The sequence below is a fragment of the Erythrobacter sp. SN021 genome (assembly GCF_021864455.1).
In genome coordinates, this window is record NZ_JAKKUW010000002.1 from 106928 (window position 1) to 119959 (window position 13032).

12 protein-coding genes, 1 tRNA gene and 2 pseudogenes are annotated in these 13032 nt (G+C 58.9%); 4 read left to right on the plus strand and 11 right to left on the minus strand.

Annotated features, from left to right (window positions below; genetic code table 11):
- The first annotated feature begins 5 nt into the window (after positions 1–5).
- Positions 6–1055 (plus strand): type II glyceraldehyde-3-phosphate dehydrogenase, encoded by a 1050-nt coding sequence (locus L5849_RS05085; RefSeq protein ID WP_236924698.1) that lies wholly within the window; start codon positions 6–8, stop codon positions 1053–1055.
- A 276-nt stretch (positions 1056–1331) separates the two neighbouring features.
- Here the strand turns inward: L5849_RS05085 and L5849_RS05090 are convergent, their stop codons facing one another.
- The 6 genes from L5849_RS05090 to L5849_RS05115 all read right to left on the minus strand — a co-directional run bounded on the left by L5849_RS05090 (position 1332) and on the right by L5849_RS05115 (position 7886).
- Positions 1332–1961 carry an RNA polymerase sigma factor gene (locus L5849_RS05090; protein ID WP_306664121.1) on the minus strand — a complete coding sequence of 210 codons (630 nt, stop codon included), beginning with the start codon at positions 1959–1961 and terminating at the stop codon, positions 1332–1334.
- A 325-nt stretch (positions 1962–2286) separates the two neighbouring features.
- Positions 2287–3393, minus strand: a complete 1107-nt coding sequence (locus L5849_RS05095; protein ID WP_236924700.1) for an ABC transporter permease — start codon at positions 3391–3393, stop codon at positions 2287–2289.
- 4 nt (positions 3394–3397) lie between these two features.
- Positions 3398–4516 (minus strand): ABC transporter permease, encoded by a 1119-nt coding sequence (locus L5849_RS05100; protein ID WP_236924701.1) that lies wholly within the window; start codon positions 4514–4516, stop codon positions 3398–3400.
- Positions 4513–6237, minus strand: coding sequence for an ATP-binding cassette domain-containing protein (locus L5849_RS05105; protein ID WP_255703939.1), 1725 nt, complete (start codon positions 6235–6237; stop codon positions 4513–4515). Before L5849_RS05105 ends, L5849_RS05100 begins: the two co-directional genes overlap by 4 nt.
- Before the next feature lie 3 nt (positions 6238–6240).
- Entirely contained in the window at positions 6241–7179 is a 939-nt protein-coding gene (locus tag L5849_RS05110) for an efflux RND transporter periplasmic adaptor subunit (RefSeq protein WP_236924703.1), read from the minus strand.
- Between the two features lie 62 nt (positions 7180–7241).
- A complete protein-coding gene (locus L5849_RS05115; protein ID WP_236924704.1) occupies positions 7242–7886 on the minus strand; it encodes a TetR/AcrR family transcriptional regulator in 645 nt (214 codons plus the stop codon).
- 182 nt (positions 7887–8068) lie between these two features.
- Between L5849_RS05115 and L5849_RS05120 the strand changes: the two are divergent.
- The 3 genes and pseudogenes from L5849_RS05120 to L5849_RS05130 form a co-directional block, all read left to right on the plus strand.
- A pseudogene (locus L5849_RS05120) lies at positions 8069–8807 on the plus strand (IS3 family transposase); the annotation flags it as partial.
- 207 nt (positions 8808–9014) lie between these two features.
- On the plus strand, positions 9015–9209 hold the full coding sequence (locus tag L5849_RS16055; RefSeq protein WP_306664122.1) for a hypothetical protein: 195 nt from the start codon (positions 9015–9017) through the stop codon (positions 9207–9209).
- 448 nt (positions 9210–9657) lie between these two features.
- Positions 9658–10279 (plus strand): annotated as a pseudogene (locus tag L5849_RS05130) (sulfotransferase); the annotation flags it as partial.
- Here L5849_RS05130 and L5849_RS05135 read toward each other — a convergent pair.
- The 5 genes from L5849_RS05135 to mltG all read right to left on the minus strand — a co-directional run bounded on the left by L5849_RS05135 (position 10276) and on the right by mltG (position 13031).
- Positions 10276–10614 carry a tRNA-binding protein gene (locus tag L5849_RS05135; protein ID WP_236924705.1) on the minus strand — a complete coding sequence of 113 codons (339 nt, stop codon included), beginning with the start codon at positions 10612–10614 and terminating at the stop codon, positions 10276–10278. The pseudogene L5849_RS05130 and the gene L5849_RS05135 overlap by 4 nt on opposite strands.
- A gap of 562 nt (positions 10615–11176) precedes the next feature.
- Positions 11177–11253: transfer RNA gene (locus tag L5849_RS05140), tRNA-Met, on the minus strand.
- Positions 11254–11321: 68 nt separating this feature from the next.
- Positions 11322–11501, minus strand: coding sequence for a hypothetical protein (locus tag L5849_RS05145; RefSeq protein ID WP_236924706.1), 180 nt, complete (start codon positions 11499–11501; stop codon positions 11322–11324).
- 31 nt (positions 11502–11532) lie between these two features.
- Positions 11533–12063 carry a 2'-5' RNA ligase family protein gene (locus L5849_RS05150; protein ID WP_236924707.1) on the minus strand — a complete coding sequence of 177 codons (531 nt, stop codon included), beginning with the start codon at positions 12061–12063 and terminating at the stop codon, positions 11533–11535.
- The gene (gene mltG / locus L5849_RS05155; protein WP_236924708.1) at positions 12060–13031 is read right to left on the minus strand and encodes an endolytic transglycosylase MltG; all 972 of its coding nucleotides are present in this window, start codon (positions 13029–13031) and stop codon (positions 12060–12062) included. The genes L5849_RS05150 and mltG overlap by 4 nt, the downstream gene beginning before the upstream one ends.
- Position 13032: the final 1 nt, after the last annotated feature.

The following is a 13032-nucleotide window of genomic DNA, read 5'->3' on the forward strand; positions in this document are numbered from 1 at the left end:
CGGACATGACCGGGAATAATAGGAAGATAGGCGTCGGCGTCGTCGGATATGGTGTGATCGGGCGCCGTGTCGCGAGTGCCGTTGAGCAACAAGCGGACATGTCTCTAACCGGGGTCGCAGACATTGCCGCCGATTGGCGGATCGCACGCCTCGCACAGCAGGATGTCGATCTTTATTCGGCCAGCCCGACCGCTACATCGAATTACGGCGACGCAGGAGTGAAGGTGGTCGGGACGCTCGAGAATCTCGCGGAGGAATCCGATGTGATTGTCGATTGCACGCCCAAGGGCATCGGCGCCGAAAATGCGGAGCTATACCGACGCGTCGGATGCCCCTTTATCATCCAGGGCGGCGAGAGGCACGAAGTCGCAGGCCATTCCTTCGTCGCCGAAACGAGTTACGAAGGCGCTGTCGGGCGCGAAGCCACCCGGGTAGTATCATGCAACACGATGTCAATCGTGCGTACACTGGGCGCTCTCAAACGGGTCGGCCTGCTCAAACGAGCGCGTGGCACGCTGATGCGCCGAGCAACCGATCCCTGGGAAAGCCATCTGGGTGGGATCATGAATACGCTGGTCCCCGAGCCCATTGTTCCAAGCCATCAGGGTCCCGATGCGCGTCTGGTCGATCCGGACCTCGATGTGGTGACGATGGCCGTCAAGGTGCCCGAAACGCTCGCACATCTGCATAGCTGGTATGTCGATTTGACGCGCCCTGCGAGCCGGGAAGAAATCCTCGAGGCGTTCGCCTCCTCGACGCGTATCCTTCTGATCAATGGGCGCAGCGGTCTATCGGCACTCAACAGCGTGAAGGAAGCTATGGCGATGCACGGTCGGCCCAATTCGGACCTTTACGAAGTCGCCCTGTGGAGCAACATTCTATCGGTTGAAGGCACCGAACTCTGTTACAATTACATGGTCGATAATCAGGCGATCGTAATTCCCGAAACAATCGATGCAATCCGTGCGCTCTCCTCAGCCGAGAGCGAACGCGCAGTTTCGATGGCTCTCACTGAACAGAGCCTCGGAATCGGAGAACTCAATCTGGCCCAATAGGAGCGGATGCAATATCCGGATGTAAAATATGAGTGCCAAGAAAAACGAAACGTGCGAGTCCGGTAAGGCCTCGCATGCGCACCGGGTTCGCGAGGAAGCAATCGACGAAGCCTTGCGCGCATCCTACCCCGCCAGCGATCCCCCTTCGTGGACGCTCGGAGCGGAACAATCGGGTGAACCGAACTGCACCGGACCGGGGTGGAAGACCCCGCCGGGGACCGTTCGCTGAGAAAACGTGTCAGCGCTTGGGAAAGACACGCCGCCTCTCAACAACGCTTACACGTGCGCCGATGCGGCCTCATGGGCTTTGCATTCGCAGTCGAGAAAGCCGTGAATAACGCAGGTACGGCACATTTGCAGCAATCGCTCACGCAATGCCCCACGCGCGCGGTGGAGGCGCACATTGATGTTGTTGACGCTCGTGCCAAGGCTCTCGGCAATGCTTTCGCGCGGCTCCTCGAGGAGGTCCGCGCGCCAAATAACCTCGCCATATTCGGGCTTTAAAGTCGGCAGAAGACGATAGAGGCAGTCACAAACTGCCGCTTCAAGCTCTTGATCGGGCACGCCCGCCGCTTCGCCCATCTCCGCAAGATCATGCGGATCGACGACCGTTTCGTTCTTGCCGCTTCGCGCAGCCTGCCGGTAAAAATCGGCAATCGTCGTAGCAAGAATTCTCGACAGCCACCCCCGCACGGAGTCGATGTTCCGGAGATCGCCGGCCCTCTCTATGGCGCGCAACATGAAGCGCTGCAGGACTTCTTCGGCTTCCTGGCGCCCACGCATGCGGCGCACCAGGAAGCGCATCATATCTTCGTGACTCTCGACCAAGGCCCGACGCACAGCTTCATCCATAGGCCTCAACGCCTCATCTACACCTTCGGTGGCGGAAAGTTTGCTCTGGTTCATCTAATTTTCCGGTCGATCGAAGTTCTTCAACGGAGTCCAAGCGCAATTCATTCCGGAGACAAACACACAGAACACCTGACTTCTGAAAACCGTCCTTCGCACTGTCGCGGCAGGAGGGCAAGGCGAATACAATGAATATAGGCGGGGATCGGAAGGAGGATATGGTGGCAGCACTTGCGGGCTCTCCAAGACATCGGTGGGAGAGCACGGGCACCAAAAACGATCCTGCCTCGTCCCGCCAAGCTGGCTTTCCCTCCTGAAGCACAATGTGCGCGACCATAAACGGCCCGATATATGTGCGAACAAAATCACCTCATAGGACAGTCTACCCCGTTCGGCGGCGGAACAGCCAGATAGCCGCCGAAAGGCTTACGGCCGCAATGACCGCCAGGGGCCAGATATGGGAGAAATAGAGCCAGAGGGGCGCTTCACGCAGATATACCGCTTTGCTGATGACTATGAAGTGCGTGATGGGGATCGTAGTGGCGATACCCTGTAGCCAATCGGGCATGTTTTCTACCGGTGTGGCGTAGCCCGAAATAAGCACGGCCGGCACCATGTACATGAACAGCCCGATAATCGCCTGCTGCTGAGTCTTGGCAAGCGAGGAGATAAACAGGCCGATCCCGATAATCGCCGATAGATACATGACCATGCCAATGAAGAGCAGAGCCAAGGAGCCGCGTATCGGGACGTTGAGGAACAGCAGTCCCAATACAAGCATCGCACTCGCACTTGTCAGCGCGATCAGGAGAGCCGGAACGCTCTTGCCTACCAGAATCTCGAACGGGCGCAGCGGCGAAACCAGCAGTTGTTCGAAGGTTCCGAGCTCACGCTCGCGGGCGATCGAAAGCGCGGACACCATGAAACCGACCACGGCTACGAGGACGGCAAAGAGCGCTGGCACGGCCGACCAGAGCGGCTCAAGATTGGGATTGAACCAAGTCCGCTGAACCAGCCGAATAGGCGGGACGCGCCCAAGCTGGCGAAGACGGTCTTCGTTGAAGGCCTTAACGATCCGGCTGCTGTATCCTAGGAGGATTTGCGCCGTGTTTGACCTGCGACCATCGAGAATGAGCTGAACCTGAGCATTTTCGCCGCGCTCGAGACGGCGCGAGAAGTCTTCCCCGACACGCAGGACCAGCGTTGCACGGCGCGTATCTATAGCCCTCGCGATCTCCGCCTCGGCGCGCAGATGCAGTATTTCATCGAAGACCGTGGCCCCCTTGAAACGGCTGATAAGCTCGACCGAGGCATTGCCCTGATCCTGATTGTACACCGCCAGCGTGACGTCCGACACCTCCTGCGTAATCGCGAAGGCATAGATGAGAAGCAGGAATGGCGGCGAGAACAGCACCACCCACCGCGTTTGCGGGTCGCGCGCGCTTGCGAGAAGCTCCTTCACGATCAAGGCATAGATGCGGTGCCACATGGTCTCAGTCGAGCCGCGTGCGAGTGAACAGCGCGCAGACCGCGAAGATCACAATCGCGAAAATGGCTAGCCCGGCAAGGTCCGGCAACAGGACCGCCCATACGTTGCCAGCAAGAAATTGCGTCTGCAGGGTCGAGACGAGAAAACGGGCCGGAATTACGTAACTGAACAGCTGGAGGGCCAGTGGCATGCTGTCGAGCTCAAAGACGAAATTGGAAAAGTAGAAGGCGGGCAGGAAAGCAACCATCACGGCGACCTGCGCTGCCACGAGCTGGTTTCGGGTGAGAGTCGATATGAGCAGTCCCTGGCCGAGCGAACACAGCATGAAGAGCGAGGCTGCGAGTGTCAGGGCCAGAAACGAGCCGCGAAAGGGGACATCGAAGAAGCCCACCGCCACAAACACGGACAGCATAAACGAGCCAAGCCCGAGAACGAAATAGGGGATCAGCTTGCCCAGCAATAGTTCGAGCGGGCCGACCGGAGTTGCCAGAAGCGCTTCCATTGTACCGCGTTCCCACTCCCGCGCGACAACGAGCGCCGTGAGAAGCGCACCGATTATGGTCAGAATAATGGCCAGAGAGCCGGGCACGAGATAATTGCGGCTCGACACCTCGGCGTTGAACCACGTGCGCGGCTCGATCGAGACGAGCGGCGCAAGCGGCGGTTGTCCCCTGTCCAGCCATTCCTGCCCGAGCCAGTTGAGAACCAGCATTTCGACGTAAGAGCCCACCAGGCCAGCTGTGTTCGGATCACCCCCGTCAACAAGAACCTGTATCGGCGCGGCCTCGCCGCGAAGCGCAGTTGCACTGAAATCCTGAGGCAATACGATGATCGCATCGAGCTTTCCTGCAGCCATGCTAGATGCCAACACCTGGCGGTGGTTGGCGACCTCGATTTCGAAATAGCGCGTATTTCGCAGGGATGCGACGAGGCTTTCGGTTTCACTCGTCGGTTGTTCGACAACAACCCCGATAGAGAACTCGCGGGGATCGAAAGACACCGCATAACCGAAAAGAAAAATCAGCATTATCGGAAGCAAACCGGCAATCATGAGGGTACTCGGATCCCGAACGGCTTGCCGGGTTTCCTTGCGCATGATCGCAGCCAGACGCGAGAAGGTCATTGTGCCCTTACCGCTTCATTCTGCTCGACGAGAGCGATGAATGCATCCTCGAATGTCGGGCTGGGAATTTCGGGCGAGATTGCCCGATCCTTGAGCTCGTGAGGGGTACCCAAGGCGATCATACCGCCGCGATATATAAGCGCTGCGCGGTCACAATATTCCGCCTCGTCGAGAAAGTGTGTCGTTACGATAACCGTCACACCATTTGTGACCATCGTATTGATGTGGGCCCAGAATTCACGGCGGGTACGCGGATCGACACCCGAGGTAGGTTCGTCGAGAAACAGAACGTCCGGCTCATGCATCGTGGCGCAGGCGAGCGACAGGCGCTGTTTGAACCCAAGCGGGAGCTGGCTGGAATTCTCATCGAGCTTGTCGGCCAAGGCGAAGCTGTCGATCATGCGCTCGATCGTCAGACGCTGCTTCGTGCCGGTCAGGCCGTAAACGCGCGCGAAAAATCGCAAATTCTGCAATGTGCTGAGGTCGCCATATAGCGAGAACTTTTGGGCCATATAGCCGAGGCGAGCCCGCGCCTGGCTCGCCGCAGTGCGTAGATCAACACCGGCAATACGAGCCTCACCGCTCGTTGGTTTCAGCAGGCCGCACAGCATCTTGAATGTAGTCGATTTGCCGGCCCCATTCGGACCGATGAGCCCGAAGACCTCACCGCGGCGTACATCGAAACTGATCTCCGACGCCGCGATGAATGATCCAAACATCCGGGTCAATCCGCGCGCCTCGACTACAACTGCGGCATCATGACTGCGCTCCGAATTACGTGCAAAGGCTGATTCAGCCCGAAACCCGCCGCCGATGAGATCGATGAAGGCGTCCTCGAACCGCGGCGGGATGCGTCGTAATCTGGCGCCGGGACCTCCCGTTAGCGAATCCAAAGAGGGAACCTGCGCCGTCCCGCTCAGCAGCAGTCGTATGTCGCTGGCCTGTATCGTACCGTCCAGAACAGCTTCGTGCTGGCGTGCGCGGTTCAGCGCTTGACGTCGGTCGCCCTCTATTCCCTCGACAAGGAACACCCGCCCCTCGACCCGGGCGGCCAGATCCTCCGGCCGACCGTCGAAGATGAACTTGCCCTCGCTCAGGACGAGCACCGTTTCGCACTGTTCGGCTTCATCGAGATATGCAGTCGCCCAGACGACCGTGATCCCTTCATCGGTCAACTGGCCCACCATGCGCCAGAGCTCGCGCCGTGAAATCGGATCGACCCCAACACTCGGCTCGTCCAGCAAAAGCAGTTCGGGCGTTGCGACGAGAGCGCAAGCAAGCCCGAGCTTCTGCTTCATGCCACCCGACAGGGCGCCAGCCAGCCTGTCCGTGAATGATCCTAGACCGGTAAACTCCAGAAGCCGCTCGAAAGTCTTCTTCCGCGCCGCCCCGACGACTCCTCGAAGGTCAGCATACAGAATGAGATTTTCTTCAACGCTAAGGTCCTCGTAAAGGCCGAAACGCTGGGGCATGTAGGCAATACGCCTGCGCACCTGTCGAGCGTTGGTCACGGGATCGAGACCTGCGACTTCGATCCTGCCATCATCGGCACGGAGCAATCCGGCAATCAGGCGCAGGAGCGTCGTTTTACCCGCGCCATCGGGGCCGACGAGCCCTACGATGCGTCCCGCTTCTATCTGTGTGGTCACATTCTCTAATGCCGGTCTCCTCTGGTTGTGGAACCGCTTGGTCAAGCCATCGATCGTCACAAGTTTCGGCATTGATCAGCTCTCGCGGTCGTTTGGGCGCACGATCACGGAAACGGGCATACCCTGCTTCAGGATGCCCGTTTGATCTTCGACCCGCACACGTATGCGGTAGACAAGGCTGGTGCGCTGCTCGCGCGTTTCGACGGATTTGGGTGTGAATTCAGCTGTTGGTGAGATGTAAGCAATACGCCCGCGAAATTTGCGCGCGCCTTCGGTCAGGACTGTTACAGGTGCCCCGAGATCGGCGCGCTCGAGATCAGGTTCCTCGATATACGCCCGGATCCACATTGGCGATGTATGCGCCAGCGTGAAGACGGTTTCACCGGGGCCCACGATGGCTCCAGCCTCGCGTGCACGCGTCAGGATGATTCCATCGGAGGGCGCGTAAAGGTTCGCATCCACCAGACGTTGCCGGGCGAGCGAAGCAGCAGCGCGCTCGGCACCAAGCGCGGCGCGTCCTTGCTGGATTTCCTCGCGCCGCGGCCCTTGGCGAGTAAGCGAGAATTCTTCGAGTGCCGCTTGCCGTTGGGCGGCGGCACGATTGCGCTTGGAAAGCGCCTCGTCCTGCGTCTGTCGAGAAGCAAACCCCCTTTGGGCGAGGTGTTCGACCCTATCCAAAGTGGCCTGCGCGACATCGAGCGCCGATTCCGCTTCGGCAACGCGCGCTCTTGCCCGTTCGATTTCCTCCGGCCTGCTACCCGCTTCAAGAGCAGCAACCGCCGCCGAGCGTTGACTGGCTCTCGCCTCGGCCAGCGCAATTTCGTTCTCGTAGTCCTGCGGCTCGAGCGAAGCGAGAAGATCGCCGACCACTACTCGATCTCCTTCATCGAAAACCAGGGTTTCGATTCTGCCGGAAACCTTGAATCCGAGATTGACCTGCCGGATATCGACGTTGCCGTTCAGAACCAAATGACCTTCTTGTTCGTGTGGATCGGGACGCACGAACCAGATCACCGCAGCCACCGCAACGAGTAGGACGACCAAGCCCGCGCCAATATAGAGGCCCTTCCGAGAGTTCATATTTGCTCTTCCCCGTTGACGCACCCGTCTGCCAGCAGGCCGTGGAGCTCGAACTCGGTACAATGTGCTGCAAGCACCTCGCTCGGGGCATCCGGTGCAATGAGAACAGAATAGTGCATTGTCCGCTCGATCAGCCCGATCACCAGCCAAGCGGCCAGTCGCGCGGGTAAGTCCTTGATGAGACCCAGTTGCTGGGCATGCTCGACATATTGAGCGAGGGTGTCGGAACCTTGTTCGAAATGTCGGTTGATATGATTTCGCTGCTCTGCTGGAAGTGCCTGCGTCTCGCGAAGAACCAATTTGGTGAGCGACCTGTGCCGACGACAATATCGGATCACCGCATTCCAGATCATCTCAATCTCTTCCGTCACTTGCACGCAGGTTTGCAGTTTCTCGACAGGAAGTCGCCCGAGGGTTTCCTTCAACAGGCCGGAAAAGAAATCATCGACGAGCTCGACGAATATCGATGGCTTGTTCTCGAAATGGAGATAGAAGGTGCCCTGGGCCACGCCCGCCTTGGCGACAATGTCGGCAACGCGGGTCGCAGCAAAACCGTGCCGAGTGAACAGGACAGCCGCAGCTCTTTTCAATTTTCGCCTAATTTGGTCGGACATCGGGTCACCTCGATATGACTGACGCATCAGTCAGCGAGGAATTACAGCACAGCGCGCCAAGACGTTCGATAGGGGTCCAAGGGTGTGGCTAGCCGTCTAAACTGAAACCAACAGACGAGGACAATCCTCCAAACAATCAACGCTCAGTTATGACGCGCCCCCCGATTTTCCTCCACAAGCGCTTAGATTCTGGCCTTGAAGGACAGACAATGAAGCGTGCAAGGTTCGTAAGAGCAGATTATCGGGGTTCTGAAGGAGGCCGAGGCGGGTTCGAAAACCGCCGACCTGGCCCGTAGGTACGGCCTATCGGAAGCGACGACCTACCACTGGAAGTCGAAGTATGGCGGGCTGGCAGTCAGGCGACGACGCAGCCGCAGGCGTGCTGTCGGCACGAGAGCGCCTGCTCCGGCGCTGGCGCTGCCGAACCACCGCTGAAGCCTCGACTTCGTTCACGAGTAGGTGGCTTCGCGAAGACGGCTCCGCGTGCTCAACGTAGTCGATGACGTGACGAGGGAGTGCCTGGCAGCGGGACCGGACACCTCGATCTCGGGCCGCCGTGTCGTGCGCGAACTGACCGAGCCGATCACCCGGCGTGGCAAGCCCGGCATAATCGTCAGCGATAATGGCACCGAACTCATCAGCAATGCCATGCTGGCATGGTGCGGCGAGATCAGTGTCGAGTGGCATTACATCGCGCCGGGAAGGCCGATGCAGAATGGTTATGTCGAGAGCTTCAACGGACACATGCGCGACGAGCGTCTCAATGAGACCCTGTTCCACAGCATGGCCCACGTCCGGGTCGAGATCTCGGCATGGGTGGAAGACTACAACCGGGAGAGACCGCACTCCTCCCTCGAGAACGAAACCCCGGCGGCGTTCGCCGCCAAACTGGATAAGCAATGGCCTGCTTCGCTACGCCCTACGGGCTCCGCTACGCAGCCCATTTCGGACCAGCTCTACGCAACATTTGCCATTTTGCTCGATCCCTCAATCGCGACTGTCGTGTCGGACATCGTGGTAGTCCTGCTGATGACCTACCTCGTGACGTCGGCCGACAGCGCAATCCTGATCGTGAACACGATCAACGGCGCTGGCGAAACCGATGGCGAGCGCAGGCATCATACCATTTTCTGAAGAGCGGCGCTCGCCTTCGTCGTGGGCAGCATGCTCATCCTTCGAGGCATCGATGCAATCCGGATCACGATGATCATCGGCGCGCTTCCGTTCTCCTTCGTCGTCGCGATGATGGCCGTTGGCATCCTCAAGGCGATTGCATTCGACCTCGTTCGTAAACGCCACCGAGTCCCCGCTACTGCAGAGGGTTGCGCCGCGATGGCTAACGCCAAGTAACAGCCAAACAACAGGTTAACCTATAGGGTTGACGCCCACTTTGGCATACTTCAAGAACTAAAAAGACAGAAATCAGCAAAACTCTGAATAAATTATGGAAATATTTTAATACTCTTGAAAATTGTCAGAAATATAGAGTCGCATTTGTCATATTGTTGACTCCTTGCAATACTGAAAATGGATTTCAAGGAGTCTCAGAGCGCCTGTGGTGGTCCAGCAATTCGGTGGTCATTGGAAAATTTCGGTGGAGATTTCAGGATTTCTGCCGGTTGAACTTATTCCTATCCGGATTTTATTCGGATTCTGACTAGTCAAGAACCGAGGGGGCTCTCCAGTCATGAAGTATCTCGTAGTCGGCGCATCCGCCGGCGCAATTGCCATCGCCATGGCTGCGCCAGCAGTCGCCCAGGACGCGCAAACTGCCGATGACGGGCGTAGAGGCGGCGTCGATATCCTCGCGCTCGCGCATCGCCTGCGTTGGCGCAAGGTCGCGCAATCCTGAAATCCTGCATGAGCTGACCTCGGAGCAGATCGACAACTTCGGTGAGAAATTCATCGAAGACACACGTATCCATCGGCAGGGCGCGCCATTTTTCATCGACAAGATGCCGAACAATTTCCGCCATATTGGGCTGATCCACCTGATACTGCCCAATGCCAAGATCATCGATGCCCGCCGCGATCCGATGGACTGCTGTTTTTCGGGCTTCAAGCAGTTGTTCGCGGAGGGCCAGGAGTTCACCTACGGCCTGACCGAGATCGGCCGCTATTATGCCGATTACGTCGACCTGATGGACCATTGGGACCGCGTGCTACCGGGCAAGGTCCTGCGCGTGAAGCACGAAGACGTGCTCGACGATCTCGAAGGACAAACCCGGCGGATGCTTGGCTATCTGGAACTACCGTTCGAGGAAGCCTGCCTCGATTTTCACAAGAGCGAGCGCGCGGTTCGTAGCGCCAGCAGCGAACAGGTGCGCCAACCCATCAACCGCAGCGGGCAAAATGCCTGGAAGCCGTTCGAGCCTTGGCTCGATCCGCTGAGAGAAGCGCTCGGCTCTCTCACCTCCTAGGCCATTCGTGCGCCATTGGACACTTCGCCATCGGGCGCGGCGAGCACGATCCGCCCTTCGGCATCGGTAAAGCCCAACACCAGCACCTCTGACATGAACGGGCCGATCTGCCGCGGCGGAAAATTCACGACAGCCATGACCTGTCGACCGACAAGATCTTCCGGCGCGTAAAGATCGGTAATCTGCGCAGAGCTCTTGCGTTCGCCGATCTTCCCGCCGAAATCGACCCACAGCTTGAGCGCGGGCTTGCGCTCTTCGGGAAAAGGTTCGGTGCGAAGGACGCTGCCGCAGCGAATATCGATCTTGAGGAAGTCTGAGAACGTGATTTGATCCATCGTCTCAGCCTATTGGACAGCCGAACGCTTGTCGAACCTCATTCAATCCCGAACTCCCTTATAGAAGTCGAGCCGAGAGATTTGACCAAGCTCGAAAATGCTCATTCCATGCTGGCCGACTGACAAGCAATATTGTCTGCTTTCAGGACCCAGGAACTCGGGAGCCAAGGCCTCGGATATGGCCGCGAAGCGGTCATTTCAGGAGACAAAGGGCTGGGTCCTCCCCTGCCCCAATTCGGTCGCTTCTGCTCGGATCCTCAGGCGGGACTCGAACTCAAACAGTAAATTGGGGCCCTTGCGAAGGATCCGTTGGGGAATGCCCTCAACAAGCGATTGCACAGGCGAGAAAAGCCGCCCCCCCGGCTCGACCGCGCAGTTGGGGGCATCGCTTGATTCCACGAAGACGAGAAACACGCCCAAGGCCCCGGCTTCAGGCGAACACATGCGGACGCATACGGCCCCAAGCGGACTGGCGTGGTAGCATAACTGTCATTGTAATCAGTGATTTGAGTCGAAAATCCGGACCCATGCGGAAGCAAGCGAACCGATGCGGATTCGAGATTGGTAGCGGAGGAGGGACTCGAACCCCCGACACGCGGATTATGATTCCGCTGCTCTAACCACCTGAGCTACTCCGCCCCGAAGAGGCCTGCCGGGGCAACAATCCGCTCGGCAGGCGGCGCATTTAGGGCGGTCGGGGCATGTGGTCAACCGCGCAATTGCGTGTCGCTCGCCTTTTCTGTGATGGGCTGCGAAACGGCTTCGTTCACGCGCCCGGTCCCGGTCACCAGCCCGCGACCAAACACCTCGGGCGAGGCCGTGTTCAACCGGGCATGGAAAGGGGCGCCATGCGCCTGCGCATAAGGATCGATCGTCGCTACCCGCAAACGCGGCGCGCCGCCGTCCGTCGCTGAGCTACTATGCCCCGCCGCTCCCCCTGAACGCAAAATCCTTCACCGCCTCCCAGGGTCCCCCGCGATAGCGGAACAGAGCAAGGCCGCGAAAGACAAAGGGGCGCGGTTCGATGGTGCCTGCCAGCGCCGTCTGCAAAGCGCGTGCTTCCTTGACGGCAACCTTGTTCTGGATCGTGACATGAAGCGCGGGACGATGCCGATCCTGACCGGTGAGCATGCCATGGAAATGGTCCGCGATCATGTCGCGCAGATGAAGCATGTCGGGGCTCGACAGCTTGATTGCGGTACCGCCGCCGAGCGGCATCAGGCCATCGACCTGTCCCATCACGGGCGCGAATTCGCCGGCAATCCTCTTCAGATGGCTGCACAGCTCGGCCTCGCACATTGCAGGCAAGGCGTGAAACAGCGTCACATGGGCTTCGAGATAGTTGCGCTCCGGCGGGAAATGCATGTCCCTCAGGGCGGTAAAGCGGGCGTGTAAATCCCGCGGAAGCTGCGCGGTAAGGATTAGCGGCGCGTCACCGGCTTCGCTCACATTTCCCCACGTTCGCGGCGGATCTCGAACCACTTTGCCACATTACGGTTATGCTCTTCCAGCGTTTCGGCAAAGGCATGGCCGCCCGTGCCGTCCGCGACCATGTAGCGCGCGCTCGTTTTGGCGGGATTCAGCACCGCTGCAATCGCCTCGCGGCCCGGATTGGTGATCGGCCCCTTGGGCAACCCCACCATCGTATAAGTGTTGTAATCGTTGATCGCGGCGATTTCCGATTGGCGGATGCGGCGGCCCAGAGGCTTACCCTTCGTGATCGGATAAATGATGGTCGGGTCGGCCTGCAGCAACATGCCGTCCCTCACGCGGTTCGAATACAGCCCTGCGACCATACGCCGCTCGCTCGGCTTTCCGGTTTCCTTTTCGACGATCGAAGCCAGGATGACGGCGTCCCTGATATTATCGACAGCGATATCGGCAGAGCGCTTGGGCCACGCTTCGGCGAGGTAATTCTGCATCGCCGCCTGCATCCGTGCGAGCACCGCGCTACGCGCCTCGCCGCGCTCGAAATCGTACGTATCCGGCAAGACAGAGCCTTCGACCGGAACGGGGATTTCGCCCGTCAGATACTCCTCCGCCATCAGGCGCTCATGTACCAGGATCGAGGGCATGCCTTCGGGTATCGTGACGAACCGGCGGATTACCTCACCATGCTGGAAGGTATCGAGAATCGCGGCATTGCTCACGCCAGCGGGAAGTAGAAACTCGCCCGCCATAATCGGATCGGACGATCCGAATATCTTGGCCCGAATCAGAAAGCCGTCGGCGTCGCCGATCAGACCTTCATCCGCCAGCTTTTCGGCGACCGATGTCAAGCTTGCGCCCGAAGGGACGATGAAGCTCGTATCCTCTTCGACCTCTGCATCGCCCCACCAGCCGGAAAGGAACCAGATCGCACCCACCGCCAAGAGCAGCGCGAGGACGCCTGCCACAAGGCAGCCGACTTTCTTCACA